Annotated in this window: 24 protein-coding genes; 15 read left to right on the plus strand and 9 right to left on the minus strand. The window is 73.6% G+C overall.

Features of this window, described 5'->3' with window-relative positions; all coding sequences use genetic code 11:
- Positions 1–93 precede the first annotated feature (93 nt).
- The 4 genes from ABZX40_RS11980 to ABZX40_RS11995 all read right to left on the minus strand — a co-directional run bounded on the left by ABZX40_RS11980 (position 94) and on the right by ABZX40_RS11995 (position 3,961).
- Positions 94–594 (minus strand): GNAT family N-acetyltransferase, encoded by a 501-nt coding sequence (locus ABZX40_RS11980; protein WP_355732462.1) that lies wholly within the window; start codon positions 592–594, stop codon positions 94–96.
- Between the two features lie 38 nt (positions 595–632).
- Positions 633–1,043 (minus strand): RidA family protein, encoded by a 411-nt coding sequence (locus tag ABZX40_RS11985; RefSeq protein ID WP_355732459.1) that lies wholly within the window; start codon positions 1,041–1,043, stop codon positions 633–635.
- Positions 1,044–1,095: 52 nt separating this feature from the next.
- Positions 1,096–2,712, minus strand: a complete 1,617-nt coding sequence (locus tag ABZX40_RS11990; protein WP_355732456.1) for an alpha/beta hydrolase — start codon at positions 2,710–2,712, stop codon at positions 1,096–1,098.
- 202 nt (positions 2,713–2,914) lie between these two features.
- Positions 2,915–3,961 (minus strand): Rv2578c family radical SAM protein, encoded by a 1,047-nt coding sequence (locus ABZX40_RS11995; protein ID WP_355732453.1) that lies wholly within the window; start codon positions 3,959–3,961, stop codon positions 2,915–2,917.
- A gap of 203 nt (positions 3,962–4,164) precedes the next feature.
- On the opposite strand from ABZX40_RS11995, the gene ABZX40_RS12000 reads away from it, so the two are divergent.
- From ABZX40_RS12000 to ABZX40_RS12045, 10 genes are all read left to right on the plus strand, one after another.
- Complete coding sequence (locus ABZX40_RS12000; RefSeq protein WP_355732450.1) at positions 4,165–4,608, plus strand: SRPBCC family protein; 444 nt, start codon at positions 4,165–4,167, stop codon at positions 4,606–4,608.
- Positions 4,609–4,975: 367 nt separating this feature from the next.
- Positions 4,976–7,390, plus strand: a complete 2,415-nt coding sequence (locus ABZX40_RS12005; protein WP_355732447.1) for an MFS transporter — start codon at positions 4,976–4,978, stop codon at positions 7,388–7,390.
- Positions 7,391–7,619: 229 nt separating this feature from the next.
- A complete protein-coding gene (locus ABZX40_RS12010) occupies positions 7,620–10,250 on the plus strand; it encodes a SpoIIE family protein phosphatase (RefSeq protein WP_355732444.1) in 2,631 nt (876 codons plus the stop codon).
- Between the two features lie 144 nt (positions 10,251–10,394).
- Entirely contained in the window at positions 10,395–11,120 is a 726-nt protein-coding gene (locus tag ABZX40_RS12015) for a methyltransferase domain-containing protein (protein WP_355732442.1), read from the plus strand.
- Positions 11,121–11,492: 372 nt separating this feature from the next.
- Positions 11,493–12,179, plus strand: coding sequence for a class E sortase (locus tag ABZX40_RS12020; RefSeq protein ID WP_356162514.1), 687 nt, complete (start codon positions 11,493–11,495; stop codon positions 12,177–12,179).
- A 72-nt stretch (positions 12,180–12,251) separates the two neighbouring features.
- Positions 12,252–13,085, plus strand: coding sequence for a M55 family metallopeptidase (locus ABZX40_RS12025; protein ID WP_355732436.1), 834 nt, complete (start codon positions 12,252–12,254; stop codon positions 13,083–13,085).
- Positions 13,078–14,382 (plus strand): M20/M25/M40 family metallo-hydrolase, encoded by a 1,305-nt coding sequence (locus ABZX40_RS12030; protein ID WP_355732433.1) that lies wholly within the window; start codon positions 13,078–13,080, stop codon positions 14,380–14,382. Before ABZX40_RS12025 ends, ABZX40_RS12030 begins: the two co-directional genes overlap by 8 nt.
- A gap of 20 nt (positions 14,383–14,402) precedes the next feature.
- A complete protein-coding gene (locus ABZX40_RS12035; RefSeq protein WP_355732430.1) occupies positions 14,403–16,352 on the plus strand; it encodes a prolyl oligopeptidase family serine peptidase in 1,950 nt (649 codons plus the stop codon).
- Positions 16,349–17,284 carry an LD-carboxypeptidase gene (locus ABZX40_RS12040; RefSeq protein ID WP_355732428.1) on the plus strand — a complete coding sequence of 312 codons (936 nt, stop codon included), beginning with the start codon at positions 16,349–16,351 and terminating at the stop codon, positions 17,282–17,284. The genes ABZX40_RS12035 and ABZX40_RS12040 overlap by 4 nt, the downstream gene beginning before the upstream one ends.
- A gap of 299 nt (positions 17,285–17,583) precedes the next feature.
- Positions 17,584–18,138 carry a GNAT family protein gene (locus ABZX40_RS12045; protein WP_355732425.1) on the plus strand — a complete coding sequence of 185 codons (555 nt, stop codon included), beginning with the start codon at positions 17,584–17,586 and terminating at the stop codon, positions 18,136–18,138.
- Here ABZX40_RS12045 and ABZX40_RS12050 read toward each other — a convergent pair.
- Both ABZX40_RS12050 and ABZX40_RS12055 read right to left on the minus strand, forming a co-directional pair.
- A complete protein-coding gene (locus ABZX40_RS12050) occupies positions 18,110–18,457 on the minus strand; it encodes a DUF6204 family protein (RefSeq protein ID WP_355732423.1) in 348 nt (115 codons plus the stop codon). The genes ABZX40_RS12045 and ABZX40_RS12050 overlap by 29 nt on opposite strands.
- A 110-nt stretch (positions 18,458–18,567) precedes the next feature.
- Positions 18,568–19,350, minus strand: coding sequence for an NYN domain-containing protein (locus tag ABZX40_RS12055; protein ID WP_355732420.1), 783 nt, complete (start codon positions 19,348–19,350; stop codon positions 18,568–18,570).
- A 98-nt stretch (positions 19,351–19,448) separates the two neighbouring features.
- On the opposite strand from ABZX40_RS12055, the gene ABZX40_RS12060 reads away from it, so the two are divergent.
- From ABZX40_RS12060 to ABZX40_RS12080, 5 genes are all read left to right on the plus strand, one after another.
- On the plus strand, positions 19,449–20,375 hold the full coding sequence (locus ABZX40_RS12060; RefSeq protein ID WP_355732716.1) for an arginase family protein: 927 nt from the start codon (positions 19,449–19,451) through the stop codon (positions 20,373–20,375).
- Between the two features lie 230 nt (positions 20,376–20,605).
- Positions 20,606–20,812: a LacI family DNA-binding transcriptional regulator gene (locus ABZX40_RS12065; protein WP_356162517.1), complete on the plus strand. Its 207-nt coding sequence runs from the start codon at positions 20,606–20,608 to the stop codon at positions 20,810–20,812.
- A gap of 75 nt (positions 20,813–20,887) precedes the next feature.
- On the plus strand, positions 20,888–21,274 hold the full coding sequence (locus ABZX40_RS12070) for a hypothetical protein (RefSeq protein WP_355732417.1): 387 nt from the start codon (positions 20,888–20,890) through the stop codon (positions 21,272–21,274).
- Between the two features lie 51 nt (positions 21,275–21,325).
- On the plus strand, positions 21,326–23,173 hold the full coding sequence (locus ABZX40_RS12075; RefSeq protein ID WP_355732414.1) for a transketolase: 1,848 nt from the start codon (positions 21,326–21,328) through the stop codon (positions 23,171–23,173).
- Positions 23,174–23,305: 132 nt separating this feature from the next.
- Complete coding sequence (locus ABZX40_RS12080) at positions 23,306–24,001, plus strand: GvpL/GvpF family gas vesicle protein (protein ID WP_355732411.1); 696 nt, start codon at positions 23,306–23,308, stop codon at positions 23,999–24,001.
- A 39-nt stretch (positions 24,002–24,040) separates the two neighbouring features.
- Here the strand turns inward: ABZX40_RS12080 and ABZX40_RS12085 are convergent, their stop codons facing one another.
- The 3 genes from ABZX40_RS12085 to ABZX40_RS12095 form a co-directional block, all read right to left on the minus strand.
- Positions 24,041–24,211: a hydrophobic protein gene (locus tag ABZX40_RS12085; protein ID WP_355732408.1), complete on the minus strand. Its 171-nt coding sequence runs from the start codon at positions 24,209–24,211 to the stop codon at positions 24,041–24,043.
- A gap of 44 nt (positions 24,212–24,255) precedes the next feature.
- On the minus strand, positions 24,256–25,089 hold the full coding sequence (locus tag ABZX40_RS12090; protein WP_355732405.1) for a methyltransferase domain-containing protein: 834 nt from the start codon (positions 25,087–25,089) through the stop codon (positions 24,256–24,258).
- A gap of 183 nt (positions 25,090–25,272) precedes the next feature.
- Positions 25,273–26,790: a phosphatase PAP2 family protein gene (locus tag ABZX40_RS12095; RefSeq protein ID WP_355732403.1), complete on the minus strand. Its 1,518-nt coding sequence runs from the start codon at positions 26,788–26,790 to the stop codon at positions 25,273–25,275.
- Positions 26,791–26,793: the final 3 nt, after the last annotated feature.

Consider the following 26,793-nt stretch of genomic DNA (forward strand, 5'->3'; position numbering starts at 1 on the left):
GGGAAAGGCAGACCCGAACAGCGGGGCATCCGGACCGAGGTCAGATCACCTCGTCACCCCGTCCCCTCAGCCCCCCCTCAGACCGAGGCCAGGTCACCTCAGCCCCCGCACATACCGCACCTCCGGCACCCGCGCCCCCGCCACCTCGTACGGTTCCTCGGTGCCGTCCGGGTGGAAGCCCGCGCGGGCGTAGAAGCGGCGGGCGCGGGTGTTGCCCTCGACCACCCAGAGGAGCATCCGGGGATGTCCGGCGGACGCACAGCCGCGCAGGGACACCCGCAGCAGCGCCCGCCCTACGCCCTGGCCCTGTCGGGACGGGTCCACATAGAGCGCGTACAACTCCGCGTCCGGCGTGGTCGCCCCCGTGTCCTCGCGGTACGGGCCGTGGCAGGACCAGCCCAGGATCTCGCCGTCCCGCTCCGCCACCAGGTCGACCACCCCGGGGGCGCGGCGGGCGAGGCGGGTGCGCTGGCGCTCGGCGTCCTCGGTGGCGCTGAGGGCGTCGAGGTAGGGCTGCGGCATCAGGCCCCGGTAGGCGGACCGCCAGCCCTCGGTGCGGATCTCGCCGACCCGGGCGCAGTCCTCGTACGTCATCTCCCGCACGCTCGCCCTCGCCGGGCGGCCGGGGGCGCTCACTCCTCGCCCACCACCGCGAAGGCCTCGATCTCCATCAGGAACTCCGGGCGGACCAGCCCGGCGACCCGGATCGCGGAGGCCGCCGGGAGCCGGTCGTCGGGTATGTGCTCGGCGCGGGCCGCGCGGATGGCCGGCATATGGGCCATGTCCGTGACGAAGTAGGTGAGTTTGACGACATCGCCGAAGTCGGCGCCCGCCGCCGCCAGACAGCGGCGCAGGTTCTCGAAGACCTGGCGGGCCTGGGCGGCGGGATCGCCCTCGCCGACCAGCTCGCCGTGCTCGTCGAGGGCGATCTGCCCCGCCACGGCCACGAACCGGCCGGTGCCCATCACCACATGCGCGTACTGGGCGGCGGGCGCCACCCCGGCCGGGGCGGGAATCCTGGTCAGCTCACTCTTCTCGCTCATGCCTCCATCATGGAGCACGGGTCTGACAACGCCCCGGTGAGGGGCGGGCGGGTCAGCCCCGGAAGCCCAGCAGCCCGTGCAGGGCCGAGCCGTTCGCCGGTCGGCCCACCGCCTTGGTCGTCGTCGGCTCCGGGTCAGGTGCCGCCGGGCACACCGCGTCCGCGCCGCCCGCCCCGTCCGTCCCGCCGGGGCCGCCCGGGAGGGTGCCGTCGGTGAGGTAGGCCGCGAGGTGCCGGTCCAGACAGGTGTTGCCGCTGAGCGTGATGCCGTGGTTGCCGCCGCCCTCCTCGACGACCAGTCGGGAGCCCCGCAGCAGCCGGTGCACGGTCGCGCCGCCCTCGTACGGGGTGGCGGCGTCGTCCGTGGCCTGGAAGAGCAGCACCGGGGGCAGTTCGCCGTTGGCCACGTTCACGGGGCGCAGCGGCTCGGTCGGCCAGAAGGCACAGGGCGCGTTGTACCAGGCGTTGTTCCAGGTCATGAAGGGCGCCTTGGCGTACGTCCGCCAGTTGTCCTCGCGCCAGGTGCCCCAGTCCCGTGGCCAGCCGGCGTCGCGGCACTGCACCGCGGTGTAGACGCTGTAGCCGTTGTCCCCGGCGGCGTCCACGGCGGCGAGGGCCTCGTACGTCTTCACCAGTGGGCCGGAGTCCCGCTCGTTGGTGTACGCGGCGAACGCCTCGGCGAGGCGGGGCCAGTAGCCGTTGTAGTAGCCGCCCGGCAGGAAGGTGTCCTCCAGTTCGGCGGCGCCCACGGTGTCCCCGGCGGGCTTCTCGGCCAGTGCCGCGCGCATCGCGTACCACTGCGCCTCCACGCGCGCGGGGTCGGTGCCCAGCCCGTAGACGGAGTCGTGGCGGGCGATCCAGGCCATCAGGGCGCGGTGGCGGGCGTCGAAGGCGTGGTCCTGGGCGAGATTGTCGTCGTACCAGACGCCGGTCGGGTCGACGATCGAGTCCAGCACCGCGCGGTGGACGCGCCCCGGGTACAGCTTCGCGTAGACCGCGCCGAGGTAGGTGCCGTAGGAGTAGCCGAAGTAGCTGATCCGCCCGGCACCCAGGGCGGCCCGGATACGGTCCATGTCCCGGGCGGCGCTGAGGGTGTCGAGATGCGGCAGGACGGGGGCGTACTTCCTGGCGCAGGCGTCGGCGAAGGACTTCACACGCGCGAGGTTCGCCTCCTCGATCGCCCGGGTGGCGGGCAGCGAGTCGGGGCGGACGGGGTCGAAGTGGCCCGGGGAGCAGTCCAGGGCGGGGCGGCTGCGGCCCACCCCGCGCGGGTCGAAGCCGATGACGTCGTACTGCGCCGCGACCTTCTCGGGCAGGGCGGAGGCGACGAATCCGGCGAGGCTCAGCCCGCTGCCGCCCGGACCGCCGGGGTTGACCAGCAGCGGTCCCTGGGAGGTCTTCGCGGTGTGCGGGACCCGGGACAGGGCCAGCGTGATCCGCTCGCCGTGCGGGTCGTCGTGGTCGAGGGGCACGGTGAGCGACGCGCACTGGAGCCGGGGATAGGCGGTGGTGCCGCACTTCTGCCACGTCAGGGGCGGCGCGCCGGGCGCGGGGTCGGCGGCCTGCGGGGCGTTCGCCTCGGCGGGCGGGGCCGTCACCGTAACGGCCGTCACCACAGTGGCCATCACCACGGCGGCGGCGCCGCACAGCTTCGCTGCGCGTCTTCTCACGGGGCCTCCCGGGGGCGGGGTCAGCGGACCGCGCGTGTCACGGTCCCGCGCCGCATCGTCCCGAAATCGGCGCCCGGAAGAACCTGTTCGATGAGTAGTTGACCCTATTGTGTGACCTGACGCGCTCAGATGCGGGCAGGTGCTGCACGCGGGGGCGGGGGCGGGTGAGCGCGGATCGCCTCTGGCCCGGTCCGGCGGGTCCTCACATCAGGGTCAGCTGGGTCGGCCCGGCCGGTTCCATGGGCTCCGGGGCCGGTGGTTCCGGCAACCGGCGGGGCATGCCCGCGCGCGTGGGCCCGATTCCGTACTCCCGCGCCAGGTCGTGGACCTGGCGGGTGATCCGGCGCTGGTACCACTTGGGCGCGTAGGCCCCGTCCGCGTAGAACCGTTCGTAGCGGCGGACCAGATGCGGATGGTGGCGGGCCAGCCAGGCGCCGTACCACTCGCGGGCGCCCGGTCGCAGATGCAGCACCAGGGGCGTGACCGAGGTGGCCCCCGCAGCGGCGATGGCCCGGACCGTGGCCCGCAGCCGGGCCGGGTCGTCGCTCAGGAAGGGCAGCACCGGCGCCATCAGCACCCCGCACCCGATGCCCCGCGCGGACAGCGCCCGTACGACGTCCAGGCGCCGTTCCGGGGCCGGGGTGCCCGGCTCGACCGTGCGCCACAGCTCCGGGTCGGTGAAGCCCACGGACACCGATATGCCGACGTCGGTGACCTCGGCGGCCTGGGTGAGCAGCTCCAGGTCGCGCAGGATCAGCGTGCCCTTGGTCAGGATCGAGAACGGGTTGGCGTGGTCGCGCAGGGCGGCCAGGATGCCCGGCATCAGCCGGTAGCGGCCCTCCGCGCGCTGGTAGCAGTCCACATTGGTGCCCATGGCGATGTGGTCGCCCTGCCAGCGGCGCGAGGCGAGCTGGCGGCGCAGCAGCTCCGGCGCGTTCACCTTGACCACGATCTGCGAGTCGAAGTCCAGGCCGGTGTCCAGGTCCAGATAGCTGTGCGACTTGCGGGCGAAGCAGTAGACGCAGGCGTGCGAGCAGCCCCGGTAGGGATTGATCGTCCATTCGAACGGCATCCGGGAGGCCCCGGGCACCCGGTTGACGATCGAACGGGCCCGGACCTCGTGGAAAGTGATGCCACGGAACTCGGGCGTGTCGAACGTGCGGGTGACCACGGCGTCCGCGCCGAACAGCGCGGCGTCGGCCGCCCTGCTGTGGCCCCCGGACTCCACGGTGAGGTTCTCCCAGCGCATGACGCCTCCTCGGTAGCACTGCGCCACAGAATAGAACAACTGTTCCCATGATCGTGCGATCGTCCCGTCCCGGGTACGGCGTGTCACCCGGCCGATCGCTTCCGTCACGGTGTCCGCACCCCGATTTGGGTGCCCGGCGACCGGGGTGGTTGGGTGGGCCCATCCCGAGCAAGCCCCGAGATCGCATGTCCTGGAGGAAGTCGATGGCGCAGGTCGAGGCCACTACCGAGCGGGTCGTCGCAGCGGACCCGGAGACCGTGTTCGACACCCTCGCCGACTACAGCGGAGCGCGCGCGAAGCTGCTGCCGGAGCAGTTCAGCGAGTACGAGGTGCGCGAGGGCGGCGACGGCGAGGGCAGCCTCGTCCACTGGAAGCTCCAGGCCACCAGCAAGCGCGTCCGCGACTGTCTGCTGGAGGTCACCGAGCCCAGCGACGGCGAACTGGTCGAGAAGGACCGCAACTCCTCCATGGTCACCGTCTGGCGGGTCACCCCGGCCGGGGAGGGCAAGTCCCGGGTCGTGGTCACCAGCACCTGGACCGGCGCGGGCGGTGTCGGCGGCTTCTTCGAGCGCACCTTCGCCCCCAAGGGCCTGGCCCGGATCTACGACGCGATCCTCGCCCGGCTGGCGGCCGAGGTCGAGAAGTAGCCGACGCCCTCGCGGACGCCGTACGGCCCTCCGGACCCCGCCGTCTCGCGGGTGCCGTAGGCCCCTCGGGGCCCCGCCGCCCGGCGGACGCCGTACGGCCTCCGCACCCCTCCGTCCCCGGACGCCGTACGGCCCCGCCTCCCTCCCCGTCTCCCGTCGTTCCCGGAGTCAAGGTCCCCTGGGTGTAGGGGAGTTGGGGGAAGCGGAGGAGAATCGAGGGAAGTCGATTCAAACCGGTTCCCGCTGATTCTCACCGGTTCGAGTGGATCCGCCCCCGAAGTGGCGTTACGTCGTAACTCGTAGCGCTTGCCGTGAGTTCTCGCTTCACGCGGGACATCTGCGGCAGGCGCGACGAGGGGAGCGTTACGTGGGCGGGATCACTCTGGTGCAGGACGAGCCGGTACGGGACGAACCGGCCCCGCCACCCCCGGCACCCCCACCCGCACCGGCCGTCGGCCTGGGTGAACTCAGCCCGCGCCGGGTGCGGCTGGTCTTCTTCGGGCTGATGCTCGCGCTGCTGCTCGCCGCGCTGGAGCAGATGATCGTCGCCACCGCGCTCCCGAAGATCGTCGGCGAACTGCACGGCCTGGACAGGATGTCCTGGGCGATCACCGCCTATCTGCTCACCTCCACCGTCGGACTCCCGGTCTACGGCAAGCTCGGCGATCTCCTCGGCCGCAAGGGCGTCTTCCAGTTCGCCATCGTCGTCTTCGTCATCGGCTCCGCCCTGGCCGGCCGCGCCCAGACCATGGATCAGCTGATCGCCTTCCGCGCGGTGCAGGGCGTCGGCGCGGGCGGGCTGATGATCGGCGTCCAGGCGATCATCGCGGACATCGTGCCGCCCCGCGAACGCGGCCGGTTCATGGGGCTGATCGGCGCCGCGTTCGGCCTCGCCTCGGTCGCCGGGCCGCTGCTCGGCGGCTACTTCACCGACCATCTCTCCTGGCGCTGGTGCTTCTACATCAACATCCCCTTCGGCCTGCTCACCATGGCCGTGGTCGCCGTCGTCCTCAAACTCCCCAAACCCACCGCGAAACCCCGCTTCGACATCCTCGGCACCCTGCTGCTCGCCGCCGCCTCCACCTGTCTGGTCCTGCTGACCAGTTGGGGCGGCACCGAGTACGCCTGGGGCTCGCGGATGATCCTCGGCCTCGCCGCCGGGGCCGTGGTCAGTACCCTGCTCTTCGTGGCCGCCGAGCGGTTCGCCGCCGAACCCCTCATCCCGCTGCGGCTGTTCCGGGACTCCGTCTTCAACGTCACCGGTCTGGTGGGCCTGGTGATCGGCGTCGCGCTGTTCGGCGCCGCCAGCTATCTGCCGACCTACCTCCAGATGGTCGACGGCGCCTCCGCCACCGAGTCCGGGCTGCTGATGCTGCCCATGATGGGCGGCATCGTCGGTGCCTCCATCATCTCCGGCCAGCTCATCAGCCGTTCCGGCCGCTACAAGATCCACCCCATCCTCGGCGGGGCCCTCTCCGTCGCCGGGATGTATCTGCTCTCCCGGCTGGAGACCGGCACCCCGCGCTGGCAGTACAGCGTCTGGATGTTCGTCCTCGGCGCCGGGATCGGCATGGTGATGCCGGTTCTGGTGCTCGCCGTGCAGAACTCCGTGCGCCCCGCCGACCTCGGCACGGCCACCAGCGCCAACAACTACTTCCGGCAGATCGGCGGCAGCGTGGGCGCCGCCGTCTTCGGCACCCTCTTCGCCGACCGTCTCACCGACGCCCTCGCCGACCGGCTGCCCGCCGCGTCCGGCACCACCCTGCCCGACGCCGAGTCCATCACCCCGCAGGCGGTCCACGCCCTGCCGCCCGCCCTGCGCGACGCCTACATCCAGGCGTACGCCGACGCCATGCCGAGGATCTTCCTCTATCTCGTACCGGTCCTGGTCGTCGGCCTCTTCATCGCCTTCTTCCTCAAGGAGAAACCGCTGGTGTCCCACAACGCCCCCACGACCCCGCTGGCCGAGCCGCAGATCACCGAGGTGACCGTCACCGTCCCCGGCGCCCGGGTCCCCCACACCGCCGGGATCCCGGTCTGCGGCACGGTCCAGCACCCCGACGGCACCGCCGTGCCCCGCGCCGCGCTCACCCTCATCGACGCGGCCGGGCAGCAGATCGGGCGGGGCGCCAGCGGCGAGGACGGACGCTACGCGCTGGCCACCCCGGGCACCGGCGCCTACGTCCTGATCGCCGCCGCGGGCGGCCACCAGCCGCAGGCCGTCGCCGTCTCCGTCGGGGAACGCCCCGTCGACCTCGATGTCGTCCTCGGCGGCGCGGGCCGTCTCGCCGGAGCCGTCCGCACCGCCGACGGCAGCCCCGTACGGGACGCCACGGTCACGCTCACCAATGTGCACGGCGAAGTCGTCTCCAGCACCCGCAGCGGGCGCGAGGGCGGCTATGTCATCAGCGAGCTGGTGGCGGGCGAGTACACCCTCGCCGCCAGCGCGCCCGCCTTCCGCCCGGCCGCCCTCCCGATCACCGTCCAGGCGTCCCGCGAGACCCGCCAGGACATCGAGCTCGCGGGCGGCGCCGTGCTGCGCGGCACGGTCCGGGCCGGGGGCGGACGCCCCGTCGAGGACGCCCGGGTCACCCTGCTCGACGCCGCCGGCAATGTCGTCGACACCCTCACCACCGGCCCCGACGGCACCTTCCGCTTCGTCGACCTCTCCTCCGGCGAGTACACCGTCATCGCCGCCGGATACCCGCCCGTCGCCACCGTCCTCCAGGTCGCGGGCGGCGGCCGTACCGAACGAGATCTCCAGCTCGGACACGAGGACTGACGGACGGCGGCGGCCCCTGGCGATGACGGCGGACGACGGCGGCCCCCGGCGTGAGCGCCCCCGCGCACCGCTCACCCGGGCGCCCCTTCGCACGCCTGAGTGCGCCGGAGCGGTGACCCGGCGGGCGGGGCCGGGGAATTCGCCTATTGGCACACATCGTGAGCGGGCGCCCCCGTACCGTGGTGGCGGGAACAGATCTTGTGGAGGCATGGGGGAGAAAGGCTGGGCCATGAACCATGGCACCGACCGGGAGGTTCCCGGCCGTGCGGCCGGTCCGGGCGAGGTGAGCGCACCACCACCCGCTGCCGCGCAACCCACCGCCGAGGAGCCCGCTCTCGCGGGGCACCCTGCCGCCGGGCACGCCGACGCCGGGCACTCCGACGCCGGGGGGCCCACCGCAGGAGGGCCCACCCCCGAGCCACCCACTCCCACTCCCACACCCACCCCCGGGCGCATCCCGCTGGCCGTGGTCGTCGTGGACCGCGACGGAGTCGTCTCCCACTGGAGCAGCGGCGCTCGGCGGATCTTCCGGGCCCCGAGGGAGGCCGCCGTCGGCCGTCCGGTCACCGATCTGCTGCCTGTCTCCGGCGCCCTCCCCGAGGACGAGCACCCCCGCGGCCAGGACCCGGTCTGCGACGGCTACGACGGCTACGACGGCCCCGATCTGGAGTCCTCGCTCGGCGGACGGCTGTCCCACCCGGCCGCCGGACGCGCCCGGCTCACCGTGCCCGAGCGGGGCCGGATCGATGTGCTGTGGTGGGCCTACCCCCTGGTCGGCCCCGGGCCCGAACGCCTGCTGGTGCTCGCCGCCGACGCCGCCTCGCTGCGCCCTCCCGGCACCACCGACGCCCCGCCCGTGGAGCGCGTGGCCCCCGGCTTCGCCCCGCACACCGGCTTCCCCGGCGCCGACCGGCTCGCCCGCCGCCTGCCCGACATCCTGCCCGGCATGAGCGTCGCCGACAGCTCCCGGATCGCCGCCCAGATCCTCGAACTCGGCTATCCGGTGCTGGAGTTCAGCAGCAGCGAACTGGTGCCGGTCACCCCCGACTGGGGCGTGCCCCGGCGTGCCGAGCGCCGCGCCCGCCGCGAACGCGCGGCCCACGCGCGGGCGGGCGGCCCGCCCGTCCCCCACGACCCCGAGGACGACGCCGAGGACCTGGAGTACACCGCGGTCCGCGAGCGCCTGGAGTTCCTCAACGAGGTCAGCGGCAGGATCGGTACGTCGCTGGATCTGTCCCGGACCATCGTCGAGGTCAGCCGGGCCGTCGTCCCCCGCTTCACCGATGTCGCCGGGACCTATCTGCGCGAACAGGTCGTGGCCGGCGAGGGGTTCCCCGAGGGTGTGCCCGACACCACCACCCTGTGGCACCGGGTGGCCGTCGAGCACACCGACGAACCCGGCCGCTGGGACGATGTGGTGCCGGTCGGCGAGGCCATGCCGTTCCCCGCGCACACCCCGTTCTTCCAGTGCATGACCACCGGCGAGCCGGTGCTCGTGCCGAGGATCAGCGAGCAGATGGGGCACGCCATCGCCGCGCAGTTCGAGAAGCGGGACATCCGCCCGCTGATCAACGGCCGGTCCATGCTGATCGTCCCGCTCAAGGCACGCCAGGTCGTACTGGGCTTCATGATCCTGCTGCGCCACCCCGAGCGCGTCGAGTTCAACGACATGGACCGCGCCACCGGCGCCGAACTCGCCGCCCGCGCCGGACTCGTCCTCGACAACGCGCGGATGTACACCTATCAGGAGGCGGTCGCCGACACCCTCCAGGACAGCATGCTGCCGCACATCCCGCCGCGCATGGCGGGCTGTGACATCGCCACCCGCTATCTCCCCGGCACCCTGCTCGGCCGGATCGGCGGCGACTGGTTCGACTCGGTGAAGCTGCCCGGCGCCCGTACCGCGTTCGTCGTCGGCGATGTCATGGGGCACGGGCTCAACTCGGCGGCGATGATGGGCCAGTTGCGCACCGCCGTGCAGACCATGGCCGCCCTGGACGTGCCGCCCGCCCGGCTGCTGCGCAATCTCGACGACCTCGCCCAGCGCCTCGGCGACACCTATCTCGCCACCTGTCTCTACGCGGTCTACGACCCCATCGCCGGGGAGCTGACCATCGCCAACGCCGGGCACATCCCACCCGTGCTGGTGCGCGCCGGGGACGGGCGCGGTGAGCTGCTCGATCTGCCGACCGGCGCCCCGATAGGGGTCGGCGGAGTGCCCTTCGAGGCGGTCCGGGTCCCGGTGGAGCCCGGCGACCGGCTGGTGATGTGCACCGACGGACTGGTGGAGGTGCGCGGCGAGGACATCGGGGTCGGTCTGGCCACCCTGTGCGAGTCCGCCGCCCACCCGGCCGCGTCCATGGATGATGCCTGCGACACCATCATCCGCGCCCTGAACACCCGGGGCGGACGCAAGGACGATGTGGCGCTGCTGATGGCCCGGCTGGGCGGGATCGCCCCCGACGACGTGGCCGAGTGGCGGCTCACCGTGGACCCCTCCGAGGTGTGCCGCGCCCGCGCGGTGGTCCGGGAGCAGCTGTACGAGTGGGAGCTGCCGCGCAAGCTGATCGGGACCGCCGAGCTGATGGTGAGCGAGCTGGTCACCAACGCCGTACGGCACTCCCGGCGCGGGCCGGTCGAACTGCGGCTGGTGCGCGGGGAGACCCTGCTGTGCGAGGTGGACGACGACGATCACGATCTGCCGACGCTGCTCAGCGCCAAGCCGCTGGACGACGAGGGGCGCGGGCTGCGGGTGGTCAGCACCCTGGCCCGGGAGTGGGGCGCGAGCCGGACCGGGGTCGGCAAGACGGTCTGGTTCGAACTCGCCCTGCCCCGGCGGCGCTTCCCCGGGCGCGGCTGACCGCAGCGATGCGGCGGGGGCCCGTCGGGGGACCCGTGAAGGTGGGCGCCGGCACCTTGTTGTGGCCCGCCCGGCGCGGTAAGACCGTAGGCGGCCGTCACGGACGGTGAGTGGGCGTCGTTTCGCGGGGAGTGGGGAGCCGGCATGGGTGTGAGCGAGCGGTACCGGGAGTCCTGGGAGAGTTTCTGGCGGGAGGCGTCCGGGGAGCCCGGGGCCGTGCTCTGGGACGCCGAGCCGGTGCTGACCTCGGGGGTGCATCTGGCGCTGTTCGAGCCGCGGATCGTGGACCCGGGGCTGCCGCTGATCGACCTGGGCTGCGGCAACGGCACCCAGACCCGCTTCCTCGCCGACCGGTTCCCCCGGGTGCTGGGCGTCGATCTCTCCGCGGCGGCGCTGGACCTCGCGCGGGCCGCCGACCCGGCCGGACAGGCCGGATACCGGGTGCTGGACGCCACCGACGACATCGAAGTGGCCGCGCTGCACACCGAGTTGGGCGACGCCAATGTCTATGTGCGCGGGGTGCTGCACCAGAGCGTGCCGCAGGACCGGCAGGCGCTGGTGGACGGGGTGGCCACGCTGCTCGGCGACCGGGGGCGGGCGGTGCTGGTGGAGCTGGCGGAGGCGGCCGGGGAACTGCTCAAGGGGCTCGCGCGGCGCCCCTCCGGTCCGCCCGCCAAGCTGGCGCCGGTCTTCCGGCACGGCCTCACCCCGGGGGAGGTGGCGGACGCGGCGCTGCCGGTGTACCTGGGTGTGGCCGGGCTCACGGTGCTGGCCGAGGGCGATCTCCCGCTCACCACCACGGAGTACGCGCCGGACGGTTCCCGGCTCGAACTGCCCGCGAAATGGCTGGTGGTGGGCCGTTCGGGCTGACCGCGCGCACCGGGCGGCGCGCATCCCGCCGCCGCCCGGCCCGCCGTACGCCCGCGCACCCCGTCGCAGCCGGCGGACAGCCCGTGCACAGGTATCTGGTGAACTGCCCCGGCTGCCCAATTCGCGCCTATGCTCGAAAGCATGACCGGTAGGGCGCTTCTGACGGATCACCGCGGCGTCGCGACGCCCGGCACGCACTCTCGCCGCACGGCGCGAAGGGCCAGGTGGCTCCGCCACATGACCCTCCGCACCGCACGCCGACAGCACGCACCGAACGCCGCTCCTTCTTCCACGGTGACCCGTCAGAAGCGCCCCGCGCGCAGTGTCACCAGCGTGCTCGCCGCGGGACTCGTTCTTCTCCTCACCGGGTGTGTGGACTCGGCCACGCCGAGTGCCTCCGCCACCCTGTCCGAGCCCCCCGCGAGCAGCCCCTCCGTCTCCGCCCCGGCGGCGAGTCCCGCGGACGACCGCCCCGCCGCACCCTCGGCGTCCCCGGAGCCGTCACCGTCCGTCCCGGTGCCCGACGCCGACCCCAGAAGCGACTCCGCCTCGCTCAGCATCCCCGGCATCGGTCTGGACGCCCTGGAGATCGTGCCCTACGAGGGCACCACGGACGACTGGCCCGGCACCGAGATCCAGAACGACGGCCTCGGCGCCAGCCCCTACGGCGACCAGGGCGGGGTGGGCCCCGGCGAGACAGGCAACTATCTCGTCACCGCCCACCGGCTCAGCGCCGGGGGACCGCTGCGGGACCTGCCCTCCCTCGCCATCGGCGACACCCTCACCGTCGACTTCGGCGGTGTGCGGTACACCTACCGGATCACCGAGACCCGGGAGACGTCCTTCCGCACCCCGAGCTCCCTGGCCGAGCAGCGGGCCGCCGTGCCCGGCAGCCCCGGCGAGACCGCCACCGAGGCCATGATCACGGTCTCCACCTGTGCCACGCCGGAGGACAACGCGGAGGGCAACTTCTGGCGGGACGAGATGGGCAACCCCGAGCATCGCATCGACAAAATCGGCGTTCTCGTGGAGACAACCGCGATTCCTGGCGCCGAATAGTCCTGCAGACGGAAAATCTTCGGCGGGCCCCCTCCTGGCCCGGTCGCGAGTCACCGCGTAACGTGACGCATCATGAAGATCCTCATCAGTGCCGACATGGAGGGCGCCACCGGTGTCACCTGGCCGGCCGACGTGCTGCCTGGGACACCGCAGTGGGAGCGGTGCCGGTCGATGTTCACCTCCGACGTCAACGCCGCCGTGCTCGGCTTCTTCGACGGCGGTGCCGACGAGGTGCTGATCAACGAGGCGCACTGGACCATGCGCAATCTCCTCCTGGAGCGCCTCGACGAGCGCGCCGAGATGCTCACCGGCCGCCACAAGCCCCTCTCCATGGTCGAGGGCGTCCAGCACGACGACGTCGACGGCATCGCCTTCATCGGCTACCACGCCGGTGCCGGCGACGAGGGCGTCCTCGCCCACACCTACCTCGCCAACTCCATCACCGGCGTCTGGCTCGACGGCGTCCGCGCCAGCGAGGGCCTGCTCAACGCCCATGTCGTCGCCGAGTACGGCGTCCCGGTCGTCCTGGTCACCGGGGACGACGTGGCCTGCCAGGACGCCCTGGGCTACGCGCCCGAGTCCCGCAAGGTCGCCGTCAAGGACCATGTCTCGCGGTACGCGGCCGTCTGCCGTACGCCCGCCAGGACCGCCGCCGACATCCGGGCCGCCGCCAAGGAGGCCACCGCGCTGGCCGTGCGGCACGCACCGGTGAGCGCCGGGCCGCACACCATGGAGCTGGAGTTCGACGCCGAGCATCTGGCGATGGCCGCGACCGTCGTCCCCGGCGTCGAGCGCACCGGGGAGCGGAGGATCGGGTACACCAACCCGACCATGTACGAGGCGATCCGCACCTTCAAGGCGGTCACCACCATCGTCTCGGCGGCCGTGGAGGAGCAGTATGGCTGACGGACAGGCCCTGGACGAGGTCGTCGGGTTCACCTCCGACCTGATCAGGATCGACACCACCAACCGGGGCGGCGGCGACTGCCGGGAGCGGCCCGCCGCCGAGTACGCGGCCGAGCGCCTCGCGGACGCCGGGCTGGAACCGGTGCTGCTGGAGCGGGTCCCCGGGCGCACCAACGTCGTCGCCCGCTTCGAGGGCAGCGACCCCTCCGCCGACGCGCTGCTCGTCCACGGCCATCTGGACGTCGTCCCCGCCGAGGCCGCCGACTGGAGCGTGCACCCGTTCTCCGGGGAGATCCGCGACGGCGTGGTCTGGGGGCGCGGCGCGGTCGACATGAAGAACATGGACGCGATGATTCTCGCCGCCGTCCGCTCCTGGGTCCGGGAGGGGGTGCGGCCCCGGCGGGACGTGGTGATCGCGTTCACCGCCGACGAGGAGGCCAGCGCCGAGGACGGCTCCGGGTTCCTCGCCGACCGGCACGCGGATCTCTTCGAGGGCTGCACCGAGGGGGTCAGCGAGTCCGGTGCCTTCACCTTCCACGACGGATCCGGGCGGCAGATCTACCCCATCGCGGCGGGGGAACGCGGCACCGGCTGGCTCAAGCTGACCGCGCGGGGACGCGCCGGGCACGGCTCCAAGGTCAACCGGGAGAACGCGGTGACCCGGCTGTCCGCCGCCGTCGCCCGGATCGGCGCCCACGAGTGGCCGCTCAGGCTCACCCCGACCGTCTCGGCCGCCCTCACCGAACTCGCCGCGCTCTACGGCGTCGACCCTGACCTGGACGACGTGGACGGGCTCCTCACCAAGCTGGGCCCGGCCGCCAAACTGGTCGAGGCGACCGTCCGCAACAGCGCCAACCCGACCATGCTCAGCGCCGGGTACAAGGTCAATGTCATCCCCGGTGAGGCCGTCGCGTACATCGACGGGCGGTATCTGCCCGGCGGCGAGGACGAGTTCCGGACCACCATGGACGCCCTGACCGGCCCGGATGTCGACTGGGCGTACGACCATCACGAGGTCGCCCTCCAGGCGCCGGTGGACTCGCCGACCTTCGCCCGGATGCGGGCCGCCGTCCAGGAGTTCGCGCCCGAGGGCCATGTGGTGCCGTACTGCATGTCCGGGGGCACCGACGCCAAGCAGTTCTCCCGGCTCGGCATCACCGGCTACGGCTTCGCCCCGCTGAAACTGCCCGAGGGCTTCGACTACCAGGCCCTCTTCCACGGCGTCGACGAACGGGTGCCCGTCGAGGCGCTGCGCTTCGGCGTCCAGGTGCTCGACCGGTTCCTGCGCACCGCCTGACCGACGGGGAGAACGACGACATGGCAACCCTTCCGTACGGCTCCTGGCCGTCCCCGGTCACCGCGGCCCTCGCCGCCGCGCACGACGGGCACCCCGAGTACGTGGGCTTCGTCGGCGACGAGATCTGGTGGACCGAACCCCGGCCCACCGAGGCCGGCCGCCGCGCCCTGATCCGCCGCCGCCGCGACGGCACCACCGCATCCGTCCTGCCCGCCCCCTGGAACGTCCGCACCCGGGTCATCGAGTACGGCGGCCGGCCCTGGGCCGGGACCATGACCGCCGCCGGGCCGGTCCTGGTCTTCGTCCACTGCGCCGACCAGCGCCTCTACCGCTACGAGCCGGGCGGCGACCCCGTCCCGCTGACCCCGCTCTCGAAGGTCGGCGGCGGACTGCGCTGGGCCGACCCCCTCGTCCTCGCCGACCGGGGCGAGGTGTGGTGCGTGCTGGAGGAGTTCACCGGCGAACGGCCCACCGATGTCCGCCGGGTCCTGGCCGCCGTACCGCTCGACGGATCGGCCGCCGGGGACCGGGCCGCCGCGCGGGAACTCGCGCCCGAGCGGCACCGGTTCGTCACCGGGCCCCGGCTCTCGCCCGACGGGCGGCGCGCGGTCTGGCTCGGCTGGGACCATCCCCGGATGCCCTGGGACGGCACCGAACTCCAGCTCGCCGAGGTGGCCGACGACGGCACCCTCACCGAGGCGCGCACGGTCGCGGGCGGGCCAGGGGAGTCCATCGCGCAGGCCGAGTTCGCCGCCGACGGGGCCCTGCTGTACTCCGGCGACCGCACCGGCTGGTGGAACCTCTACCGCGACGGACGGCCTCTGTGCCCGCGCGAGGAGGAGTTCGGCGGGCCGCTGTGGAAGATCGGGCTGCGCTGGTTCGCCCCCCTCGCCGACGGCCGGATCGCCGTTCTGCACGGCCGGGGCGGCACCGCGCTCGGCCTGCTCGACCCCGAGCGCGGCAGGATCGTGGACGCCCCCGGCCCCTGGACCGAGTTCGGCGGCACCCTCGCCGCCGCCGGGGAGCGCGTGGTGGCCGTCGGCGCCGGGCCGCAGCGCGGCGCCGAGGTCGTCGAACTCGACACCGTCACCGGTCGCACCCGGGTCGTCGGCGCCCCCCACCACGACGCCGTCGACCCCGCCCACTACCCCCGCCCCGAGGCCCGTGTCCTCACCGGCCCCGGCGGACGCGACATCCACGCCCACCTCCACCCGCCCCACCACCCCGCGCACACCGCGCCCGACGGCGAACTCCCGCCGTACGTGGTGTGGGCGCACGGCGGGCCGACCAGCCGCAGCCCGCTGGTCCTGGACCTGGAGATCGCCTACTTCACCTCCCGGGGCATCGGGGTCGCCGAGGTCAACTACGGCGGCTCCACCGGCTACGGCCGCGCCTACCGCGACCGGCTGCGCGGCCAGTGGGGCGTGGTGGACGTCGAGGACTGCGCGGCCGTCGCCCGCGCCCTCGCCGCCGACGGCACCGCCGACCCGGCCCGGCTCGCGATCCGGGGCGGCAGCGCGGGGGGCTGGACCTCCGCCGCCTCCCTCGCCACCACCGATGTCTACGCCTGCGGCACGATCATCTATCCCGTGCTCGACCTCACCGGCTGGGCCACCGACGGCACCCACGACTTCGAGTCCCAGTACCTGCACAGCCTCGTCGGACCCTACGAACCCGCCCTCTACACGGCCCGCTCCCCGATCGCGCACGCCGAGCGGATCACCGCGCCCTTCCTGCTGCTCCAGGGGCTGGACGACGTGATCTGCCCGCCGGTCCAGGCCGAGCGGCTCATCGCCCGGATGGCGGGGCGCGGAGTCCCGCACGCCTATCTCGCCTTCGAGGGCGAGGGGCACGGCTTCCGCCGCGCCGACACCATGATCCGCGCCCTTCAGGCCGAACTCTCCCTCTACGCCCAGGTCTTCGGCTTCGACCCCGCCGACGGCACCCCACCCCTGGAGCTGACCCCATGACCCGCACGGTGACGGAACTACGGCGGCCCGCCCGTCTCGCGCCCGGCGCCCGGGTGGCCGTCGTCGCCCCCAGCGGCCCGGTCCCCGAGGACCGCCTCCAGGCGGGCCTGGACCTGCTGCGCGGCTGGGACCTCGACCCGGTCGCCCTGCCCCACGTCCTGGACCGGCACCCCGGGCTCGACCACCTCGCCGGCACCGACGCCGACCGCGCCGCCGACCTCCAGCGTGCCTGGTGCGACCCGGCCGTGGACGCGGTGCTGTGCGCCCGGGGCGGCTACGGCGCCCAGCGCATGGTGGACCTGCTCGACTGGGACGCGATGCGCGCCGCCGGGCCCAAGGTCTTCGTCGGCTTCAGCGACATCACCGCGCTGCACGAGGCGTTCGCCGTCCGCCTCGGCCTGGTCACCCTGCACGGGCCGATGGCGGCGGGCGTCGACCTCCTCAAGAACACCCGGGCCCAGGACCAGCTGCGGGCCACCCTGTTCGCCCCGGAGACGGTCATGACCCTCACCTCCGGCGGGCGGGCACTGGTCCCCGGCCGGGCGGACGGCGTCCTCCTCGGCGGCTGCCTCTCCCTCCTGGCCGCCGACCTCGGCACCCCCCACGCCCGGCCCGGCGCTTCCGGCGGCCTGCTCTGCCTGGAGGACGTGGGGGAGGAGCCGTACCGCCTGGACCGGGACCTCACCCAGTTGCTGCGCGCGGGCTGGCTGGACGGCGTGGCCGGGATCCTCCTCGGCTCCTGGCAGGACTGCGGCCCCTACGACCGCGTCCGGGCCGTCCTCGCCGACCGGCTGGGCGGGCTCGGCGTCCCGGTCGCGGAGGAGTTCGGCTTCGGGCACGGGCCCGGGGCGCTGACGATCCCCTTCGGGGTGCGGGCGGAGCTGGACGCGGGGGCGGGGACGCTGGTGCTGGGGGAACCGGCGCTGGGGTGAGGGGGTTCCCTCCGGGTGCGGGTGCGGGTGCGGGTGCGGGTGCGGGTGCGGGTGCGGGTGCGGGTGCGGGTGCGGGTGCGGGTGCGGGTGCGGGTGCGGGACGCGGGATGCGTCTGCGTGGTGATGGTTCGACGCCGGGTGCGGGTCCGTGGGTGGTTCTCGCGCAGTTCCCCGCGCCCCTGGGACGTGGCGGACGGGTCTCTTCAGGGGCGCGGGGAACTGCGCGACCGGCCACTCACCGGCCCGCGCCCGGCGTCTCCGCGAACGCACCCCATATCCGGCGCCCGTACCCTGACCGCATGCCGAACCCCGCGCCCCCGCTCTTTCTCGCCGAAGGCCCCCGTGTCGGTATCCGGGCGTTCACCCACGACGACGGCGAGGAGTTCACCGCGCGGGTGCGGGAGAGCAAGGCGCTGCATCAGCCGTGGCTCTTCCCGCCCGGTACGGCCGCCGCGTACACCGCCTACGCGCGGCTGCTGATCGAGGATCCGGGCAAGGCCGGGTTCCTGGTGTGCGAGCGGGAGGGCGGGGGCATCGCCGGGTTCGTCACGATCAACAACATCGTCCTGGGGGCCTTCCAGAGCGGCGCGGTCGCCTACGGGGCGTTCGCGCACGCGGCCCGGCGGGGGCTGATGGGGGAGGGGCTGGGGCTGGTGGTGGACCATGCCTTCGGGGCGATGCGGCTGCACCGGCTGGAGATCAATGTGCAGCCGGGCAACACCGCCTCCCTCGCGCTGGCCCGCGGCCAGGGGTTCCGGCACGAGGGATTCTCCCCGAAGATGCTGTTCATCGACGGGGCCTGGCGCGATCATGAGCGGTTCGCGCTCACCGCCGAGATGCGCGCTTCCGGTTGATCTTCATGGTGTCGAGATCGGTGACCGTGGAGCGCAGCCCGGTGAACCCGTAGCCCAGGGCGCGCAGCGCGGTCTCCGCCCGGTCCTCGGCGAGGGCGGCGGCCATCTCCTCGCCGTCCGCCGCGTCCGAGACCACCACGTACCGCATCGAGAAGTGCTTCAGCGGTGCCGGTTCGTACGACAGGGAGCCCTCCTCGGTGAAGCGCATGCTGGTCATGCCGTGGTCGGGGGCCTCGGTGAGCAGCCGGGCCCGCGCCTCCTCGGTGAGGGCGTCCCAGGTGCCGCGCACGATCACGCGGTAGGTGTGGTGTTCGGTCATGGTCTGCTTCCGCTTCCGGGGTGGAGTGACCGGTCGACGCTATGCCGTGCGGGGCGGGCGGCGCGCGGGAATATCACCGGGCTCCGGACCGGGCTCCGGGCCGGGGCCGCTCACCCCTCGGACGACGGCTGCCGGGTGGAGCCCGTGTGGCGCTTGTCCCGGGTGTAGAGGATCGCGGTCTTTCCGCCGCCCGGCGGGGTGCGGCGGTCCATCTCGAACAGGGCGGTGGCGGCCAGCAGATCGCTCAGCTTGGTGTAGCCGTAGGTGCGGGAGTCGAAGTCGGAGCGCTGATTGGTGATGATCTGGCCGACGCTGCCGAGCGCGGCCCAGCCGTCGTCGTCGGACGCCGCCTCCACCGCGTGCCGCAGCAGATTGACCAGCGTGGTGTCGCTCTTCAGCTTGGCCGCCGTGGCCCGCGCGGCCGACTTCGCCTCGACCGGGGCGGTGGCACCCTTCAGATTCTCGACGTACAGGAACTTGTCGCAGGCCGCCACGAACGGCTTCGGCGTCTTGCGCTCACCGAACCCGTACACCGTCAGCCCGGACTCCCGGATCCGGGCCGCGAGCCGGGTGAAGTCACTGTCGCTGGAGACGATGCAGAATCCGTCGAAGCGTCCCGAGTACAGCAGGTCCATGGCGTCGATGACCATCGCCGAGTCGGTGGCGTTCTTGCCGGTGGTGTAGGCGAACTGCTGGATCGGCTGGATCGACTGGGTGAGCAACTGCTCCTTCCAGCCCTTCAGCTGCGTCCCCGTCCAGTCCCCGTACGCGCGCTTGACATGCGCGGTCCCGTACTTGGCGACCTCCGCGAGCAGTTCTTCCAGGGCCGCGGGCTTGGCGTTGTCGGCGTCGATCAGGACCGCCAGCTTGGCTGTGTTCTCCACGTTCTCCACGGAGACCGACGGTAGCGCAGCGGGCCGGGATCGGCCTGCGCCGCCGTCCGCAGGTCCCGGGCGTTGATCCCTTCGGGCCGGTGACCGAGGATGGGGAGATACGCCATCTCGTGGTCGTCGGCGCCCCCTCCAACCTCGGGCTGCGCCCGCCCGCGCCCGGCACCGTCCCCGGCTGCTACAAGCTCGCCGGTGCCCTGAGGGAGCAGCGGATCGTGCAGCGACTGGGGGCGCTGGAGGGCGGGGTCGTCGTCCCGCCGCGCTACGACCGGGGGGAGTGGGCCCCGGGGGACGGGGTGTTCCACGCCGCCGCGCTCGCCGCGTACACGCCGAGGCTCGCCGACCGGATCGAGCATCATGTGCGCGCCGGGGACTTCCCCGTCGTGCTCGGCGGTGACTGCTCGATCCAGCTCGGTGCCTCCCTCGCCCTGCGCCGGCTCGGCCGCTACGGGCTCGCCGCCCTCGACGCCTCCCCGGACTTCCGCCACCCCGGCAACGCCACCGAGTCCGACATCATCGGCGCCGCCGGGGGCGAGGAGGTCGCCCTCGCCACCGGGCGCGGCCAGGCCGAGCTGACCGATCTGGAGGGGCTGCGGCCCTATCTGCGCGACGAGGACGTCCGGTTCTTCGGCATCCGGGACGTCTTCGAGGACGACCGTGCTGAACTCGCCGCCCTGAAGATCCCGGTGGTGACCGTGGGTGATGTACGGGAGTGGGGCGCGGACGCCCTCGCCCGTGCCACCGCCCAGGCGTTCGAGGTGCCCGCGCTCGACGGGTTCTGGGTGCATCTGGACGCCGATGTGCTCGACCCCGGGGTGATGCCGGCCGTCGACGCCCCCGACCCGGACGGGCTGACGCCGGACGAGGTGGTCGCCCTGCTCAGGCCCCTGCTGGCGTCCCCCCGGTGCGTCGGGCTCAATGTCACCATCTACGATCCCGACCTCGACCCGGAGGGCACGGCGGGGGCGCTGCTGGCGGATGTGGTGGTGGACGGGTTCGGGGAGCGGGGGATGGGCGGCGGGGACTGAGGGGGGTGCCGTCACTGACGCCGGGGGTTGCTGAGAGTAACTCTCCGGGGAGTTACTGAGAGTAGCTCCACGGGAGCTGCTGAGAGCGACTCTCCTTCCCCTGCCGGTCGCCCCTGCCCGCGCCGGCACTTTCTCCCGTCCCACCCCTTGACGGCCCCCGGCCGGGTGGGTCGGGGATCCCGTCGGAAGGGGTCGGGAATCCGCCGGGCGGGGCCGGGATACCGGCAGGGCTGGAGGCTCAGGTCAGCGCGATGACCGTCTCGCGGGTGCTCCGCGACGACCCACGGGGGGCGCCCGCGACGGCGCCCCGGGTCCGCGCCGCCGTCGGCCGCGAGGCGGGGCGCCTGCTGATGGCCCGGATGCGCGCCCCCGGGGCTGCCCCCCACCGCACGGTCATCCCCACCACCCTGGTGCACTACGGCCCGCCCACGCCCTGACCCGCGCGGTGTTTGCGCCGGGGGCTGAGGGGCACGCGGAGGGTTCCGCTGCCGACCGTCATCGGAGGCGAGAACGTGACGCGTCCCCGTGTGGTGATCGTCGGGGCCGGATGCGCCGGGTACCGGGCTGCCAGGGCCGCCACCCGGCAGCTCCGGCGGACCACCGATGTCATCCCGCCGCACCCGACCGGCTACGGTCTGTATCCGCCGCCGCTGCCCCGGGTCGCCCCCGGGGTCCTGGAAGCGGGCCCGGTCACCGTGTCGCCGACCGACTCCCGCTGCCCGGCACCCGGCCGGTCCCCGGCGAGGCCCACGGCGTCGACCCGGACGCGGGCGTGGTGCGCGACCGCGACCCCGAGGGCGGCGAGGGCACGCTCGGCCCATCAGCGCCGGGACCTCGGCCTCGGCCCCTCGCCGGAACCGGCCCGGTTCCCCGGCCGCCCCACCGCCCCCGACCCCTGACGCCCCTCCCCCTCCCCGCCTTCATCCCGCCCCCGACCCCGAGGGAGAACGATGAACACCCGTGAACTCGCCGAACTCGGACAGCAGTTGCGCGTCGACAGTGTGCGTGCCGCCGCCGCGGCGGACTCCGGGCATCCGACCTCGTCGATGTCCGCCGCCGATCTGATGGCCGTCCTCCTGGCCGGGCATCTGCGCTACGACTTCGACCACCCGGGTCATCCCGGCAACGACCGGTTCGTGCTGTCCAAGGGACACGCCTCGCCGCTGCTGTACTCCGCGTACAAGGCCGCCGGGGCCATCGACGACGCCGAACTCCTCACCTTCCGCGCCCTCGGCAGCCGGCTGGAGGGGCACCCCACACCCCGGCGGCTGCCCTGGGTGGAGACCGCCACCGGCTCCCTCGGCCAGGGCCTGCCCGTCGCCGTCGGCATCGCGCTCGCCGGGAAGCGGCTGGACCGCACCGGCTACCGGGTGTGGACGCTGTGCGGGGACGGTGAACTCGCGGAGGGCTCGGTGTGGGAGGCCGCCGAGCACGCCGCCTACGAGCACCTCGACAACCTCACCGTGATCGTGGACGTCAACCGGCTGGGCCAGCGCGGCCCCACCCGGCACGGCCACGACCTGGACGCCTACGCCCGCCGTTTCGCGGCGTTCGGCTGGCACACCGTCGAGATCGACGGCCATGACGTGACCGCCATCGACCGGGCCTACGGCGAGGCCGAGTCGACCAGGGGCCGCCCCACCGTGATCCTCGCCCGCACCCTCAAGGGCAAGGGGGTCGCGAACGTCCAGGACCGCGAGGGACTGCACGGCAAGCCCCTGCCCGATCCCGAGCAGGCCATCGCCGAACTCGGCGGCCCCCGCGAACTGCGCGTCCATGTCCACGAGCCGCCCCCCGCACCCGTCCCGCGCCCCGGCTTCCACCCCGGCCCCGAGACCCCCCGCTGGGAACGCGGCGAGGACGTCCCCACCCGCGACGCCTACGGCCGGGCCCTCACCGCGCTCGGCGCGGCGCGCGGCGATGTCGTCGCCCTGGACGGCGAGGTCGGCGACTCCACCCGCACCGAGTACTTCGCCAAGGAGTTCCCCGACCGCTACTTCGAGTGCTACATCGCCGAGCAGCAGATGGTGGCCGCGGCGGTCGGGATGGCCGCGCGGGGCTGGGTGCCGTACGCGGGCACCTTCGCCGCGTTTCTGACCCGGGCGTTCGACTTCGTGCGGATGGCGTCGGTGAGCGGCGCCGGGATCAATCTGGTCGGCTCGCACGCCGGGGTCGCCATCGGCCAGGACGGGCCCTCCCAGATGGGTCTGGAGGACCTGGCGATGTTCCGGGCCGTGCACGGCTCCACCGTCCTCTACCCGTGCGACGCCAACCAGACCGCGCACCTGGTCACCGCCATGGCCGATCTGGACGGCGTGCGCTATCTGCGCACCTCGCGCGGTGCCACCCCGGTGCTCTACGGCCCCGGTGAGACCTTCCCGGTCGGCGGCAGCAAGGTGCTGCGCTCCTCCGACCTGGACCGGGTGACGGTCGTCGCCGCCGGGGTCACCGTGCCCGAGGCCCTCGCCGCCGCCGATCTCCTCGACGCCGCCGGGATCGCCGTCCGGGTGATCGACCTGTACTCGGTCAAGCCGGTCGACGAGGCCACCCTGCGCCAGGCCGCCGCCGACACCGGGTGCCTGCTCACCGTGGAGGACCACCACCCCGAGGGCGGCCTCGGGGACGCCGTCGCCGACGCCTTCGCGGACGGCGGCCCGGTGCCCCGTCTCGTCCGGCTCGGTGTGGACTCCATGCCGGGCTCCGCGACGCCCGGGGAGCAGCTGCGCGCCGCCGGGATCGACGCCGAGGCCGTCGCCACCGCCGTACGGCTGCTGGTGGAGCAGGTGGCGGTGCCGTGACCGGGGCGGAGGGGGCGGAGGGGGCGGGCGGGGCGGGCGCCCGGGTGAGGTGTGGCGCGGGTGGCGGGTGCGGCGCGCGTCATGGGTCCCCGAGCGGGTAGGTCCCCTTCAAGGACCCCTCCAGGAGACCTCATGACCACATCGCGGTATGTGTACGCCGTCTGCCGGCCCTTCGACGCGGCGCTCCAGTCCCAGCTCACGGGCGTCGCGGGCGCCCCGCCGAGACTGCTGCGCCACCATGGGCTGGTGGCCGTCGTCAGCCATGTGCCGGAGGCGGAGTTCGACGAGGCGCGGCTGCGCGCCGGGGAGACGGACGAGGAGTGGCTCGCGGGCGTGGCCCGGCTGCACCAGGGCGTCATCGACGCGCTCACCACCGTCACCTCCCCGCTGCCGCTGCGCCCGGCCACCGTGTTCCGTGACGACAGCGGGGTCCGGCTGATGATCGAGGTGCGCGAGGACGAACTGCGCCGCACCCTCGACCGGCTGGCGGGCCGGGTGGAATGGGGAGTCAGGGTCTACCTGGACGAGAACGGGCCCGAGGGGCCGGGGGATCCGGCGGAGTGGAAGAGTCGGGGCGAGGAATTCTCCGCGCGACTGCACAAGGCACTCTCCGCGCGGGCCGATCAATCCCATGCCTATCCGCTGCACCACCGAGCGCCCGGAGGCACCGCGGGCCGCAATGTACTGAACGCGGCCTATCTGGTGCCCCGGGCGCAGGCCGAGGAATTCGTGGAGATCGTGGATCGGTCGAAGAATACCGAGCCGGGAATTCTGGTGGAACTCACCGGCCCGTCGGCGGCCTATTCATTCGCCGCCGAAGACTCCTGAGCCGCCGCATCCACGGGGGCGGTGGGCTGCCGGTGGTACTCACCAGCGATACCAGCGGCCCCGGCCGCCGGCCGCCGTCGTACCGCGCACCAGAAAGCCGAGCAGCCAGACGGCGAGTACCGCGAGGGCGATCCACCAGAGCACCTTCGCCGCGAATCCGACACCGAACAGAAGCAGTGCGAGAAGCAGTACCAGCAGGATGGGAACCATTATGTATCAACCTCCTGGAATGCGGGTGTCCCGGAATTCGGATTTCAGTCACGCTTTCGGCAGAGGATCTCCCCGTGCAGTACACAGAACCAGCCGTCGGCCTGCGCGTCCCACTCCCGCCACGCCTGTGACACCGCCCGCAGCCCCTCCTCGTCGGTGTGCCCGCCACCGGTCGCCCGCTCCGCGTACGCCGAGGCGACGGTACGGTCCGCCCACAGCCCGCTCCACCAGTCCCGCTCCTCGTCGGTGGCGAACGTCCAGGTGGCGGACGTGGCCGTGAGATCGGTCAGCCCGGCCGCCAGCGCCCAGGACTTCAGCCGCCGCCCGGCGTCCGGCTCCCCGCCGTTGGCCCGCGCCACCCGGCGGTACAGGTCCAGCCAGGCGTCCAGCCCCGGCGAGGCCGGGTACCAGGTCATCGCCGCGTAGTCGGAGTCCCGTACGGCGACGATCCCGCCCGGCCGGGTCACCCTGGCCATCTCGCGCAGGGCGCCGACCGGGTCCCCGACATGCTGGAGCACCTGGTGGGCGTGGACCACGTCGAAGCTGTGGTCGGGGAAGTCCAGGGCGTGCACGTCCCCGGTGGTGAAGGCGGTGTTGGCCAGCCCGCGGGCGGCGGCGGTGGCGCGGGCCCGGTCCACGATGCCGGGGGCGTGGTCCAGGCCGGTGACGTGCCCGTCGGGGACCAGCGCGGCCAGATCGGCGGTGATGGTGCCGGGGCCGCAGCCGATGTCCAGGATCCGGTCCTCGGGGCGGAGCGAGCCGAGCAGATAGGCGGCGGAGTTGGCGGCGGTCCGCCAGGTGTGCGACCGCAGCACCGACTCGTGGTGGCCGTGGGTGTAGACGGCCGTCTCCCGCGCTCGCGGAGTGGCTTCCGGCATGGCTGGCACCTTTCTGTGTCAGGTCTGCGTCCCGTGTCGGGTCCGCCTCCTGTGTCAGGTCCGCGGGAGCTGCGAGGTCCGTGGCCCCGCTGATCCCCGCCTGCCTCCGCACGCTACGCCGCATTCTGAATGCTGAGACCCCATGTCTCTCTATATGGACTGACGGTCCCTCGGTCCGGTGGGTCACTCGTCGTCCAGCACCGGTTCCGGGTCGGAGTCGTGCGGCCGGTACACCACCAGCGCCCGGTGGTGCTTGCGCAGGGTCACCTCGCCGCCGACCGCGGTGACCTCGCCGTCGTACGCCAGCAGCGTGCCCGGCGGGACATCGGTCAGCCGCAGACCGCCGACCTGGACGGCGGCATGGGCGGGGGAGCGGGTCAGCGGGCCCGCCACGGCCGCCGCCAGCAGCCGCAGCGCCGGATACCGGCCCCCGTGCACCACCCGGACGTCCAGCCGCCCGTCCGCCAGATCCGCCCGCCGCCCCGGCACCAGCCCCATCCGGTGGTACGTGCCGTTGCCCGCGAACAGCAGCCACATCGGCCGCACCCGCCCCCCGAACCCGGCGAGCAGCGGATGCCGGTCCGCGCGCAGCACCCGGGCCGCCGCCACCACCCCGGCGGGCCAGCCCCCGATCCGCCCCGACCAGCGGTCCCGCTCCCGCACCAGCTCCGGATACACCCCGAGACTGAGCGTGTTCAGAAAGATCCCCCGCCGCTCACCGCTGCTGAACCGGCCGATGTCCACCTGCACGGCCTCGCCCCGCTCCACCGCCCGGCCCAGCGCCCGCGCGTCCTCCACGCCCAGGTCCAGGGCGAAGTGGTTCAGGGTGCCGCCGGGCAGCACCGCCAGCGGCAGCCCGTGCCGCAGCGCGATCTCCGCCGCCGTGTTCACCGTGCCGTCGCCGCCGCACACCCCGAGCACCCGGGAACCGGCCGCCGCCTTCTCCAGCTCCGCCGCCACCTCGTCCGGCGCGCACTCCACGATCCGCGCCCGGGGCAGCGCGTCGCCGAGCCCGCGCGCCCGGTCCGCGGTCCCCGACGCCCGGTTCACCACCAGCGTCAGCCCCTCACCCGCCGCCAGCGCCGGTGCCTCGGCCCGCGGATGCGCGGGCCGCACCGCGTGCGCGTGCGGCGGCACCAGGGCCCGTACGACGAGGGCGGCGCCGATGCCCAGCGCGGCGCCCGCGAGGACATCGCTCGGGAAGTGCACCCCCGTGTAGACCCGGGACATCGCCACCGAGTACGCCACCGGCGCCACCACCGCGCCCCACTGCGGCGACTCCATCGCCACCCCGGCGCCGAACGCCGCCGCCGACGCCGCGTGCCCGGACGGGAACGAGGTGGTGATCGGCTGCCGCTTCAGCTGCCGGGCGGCCGGAACCGGGCCCAGAGGCGGTCGCGGCCGGCGCACACTGCGCTTGCCGACCGTGTTGATCGTCGCGGACGCCAGCGCCAGCGACGCCAGCCCGCGCGCGGCGGCCCGGCGCCCCCTCGGGGTGCGGCTCGCCGCTATCGCCGCCGCCGTCACCCCCCACAGCACCCCGTGGTTCGCGAACCGGCTCAGCCGCGGCAGCACCCGCTCGGCATACGGCCACTCCCGCTCGGCGGCGAACTCGAAGAGCCGGTAGTCGAGCGCGAGGAGGCGGTCGCGCAGACCGTGGCGGCCGGGTCGGGGGGCGGTGAGATCGACATCAGGGTTCATGGG

It is taken from the genome of Streptomyces sp. NPDC004610 (assembly GCF_040609715.1).
Classification (GTDB): Bacteria; Actinomycetota; Actinomycetes; order Streptomycetales; family Streptomycetaceae; genus Streptomyces.

Coding starts and splice junctions, on each gene's coding strand:
- ABZX40_RS12000 (WP_355732450.1), top strand. CDS start 4,165: ATGGCGCAGGTCGAGGCCACTACCGAGCGGGTCGTCGCAGCGGACCCG.
- ABZX40_RS12080 (WP_355732411.1), top strand. CDS start 23,306: ATGACCACATCGCGGTATGTGTACGCCGTCTGCCGGCCCTTCGACGCG.
- ABZX40_RS11980 (WP_355732462.1), bottom strand. CDS start 594: ATGACGTACGAGGACTGCGCCCGGGTCGGCGAGATCCGCACCGAGGGC.
- ABZX40_RS12090 (WP_355732405.1), bottom strand. CDS start 25,089: ATGCCGGAAGCCACTCCGCGAGCGCGGGAGACGGCCGTCTACACCCAC.
- ABZX40_RS12085 (WP_355732408.1), bottom strand. CDS start 24,211: ATGGTTCCCATCCTGCTGGTACTGCTTCTCGCACTGCTTCTGTTCGGT.
- ABZX40_RS12095 (WP_355732403.1), bottom strand. CDS start 26,790: ATGAACCCTGATGTCGATCTCACCGCCCCCCGACCCGGCCGCCACGGT.
- ABZX40_RS12050 (WP_355732423.1), bottom strand. CDS start 18,457: ATGACCGAACACCACACCTACCGCGTGATCGTGCGCGGCACCTGGGAC.
- ABZX40_RS12035 (WP_355732430.1), top strand. CDS start 14,403: ATGGCAACCCTTCCGTACGGCTCCTGGCCGTCCCCGGTCACCGCGGCC.
- ABZX40_RS11985 (WP_355732459.1), bottom strand. CDS start 1,043: ATGAGCGAGAAGAGTGAGCTGACCAGGATTCCCGCCCCGGCCGGGGTG.
- ABZX40_RS12075 (WP_355732414.1), top strand. CDS start 21,326: ATGAACACCCGTGAACTCGCCGAACTCGGACAGCAGTTGCGCGTCGAC.
- ABZX40_RS12030 (WP_355732433.1), top strand. CDS start 13,078: ATGGCTGACGGACAGGCCCTGGACGAGGTCGTCGGGTTCACCTCCGAC.
- ABZX40_RS12015 (WP_355732442.1), top strand. CDS start 10,395: ATGGGTGTGAGCGAGCGGTACCGGGAGTCCTGGGAGAGTTTCTGGCGG.
- ABZX40_RS12025 (WP_355732436.1), top strand. CDS start 12,252: ATGAAGATCCTCATCAGTGCCGACATGGAGGGCGCCACCGGTGTCACC.
- ABZX40_RS12045 (WP_355732425.1), top strand. CDS start 17,584: ATGCCGAACCCCGCGCCCCCGCTCTTTCTCGCCGAAGGCCCCCGTGTC.
- ABZX40_RS12010 (WP_355732444.1), top strand. CDS start 7,620: ATGAACCATGGCACCGACCGGGAGGTTCCCGGCCGTGCGGCCGGTCCG.
- ABZX40_RS11995 (WP_355732453.1), bottom strand. CDS start 3,961: ATGCGCTGGGAGAACCTCACCGTGGAGTCCGGGGGCCACAGCAGGGCG.
- ABZX40_RS12040 (WP_355732428.1), top strand. CDS start 16,349: ATGACCCGCACGGTGACGGAACTACGGCGGCCCGCCCGTCTCGCGCCC.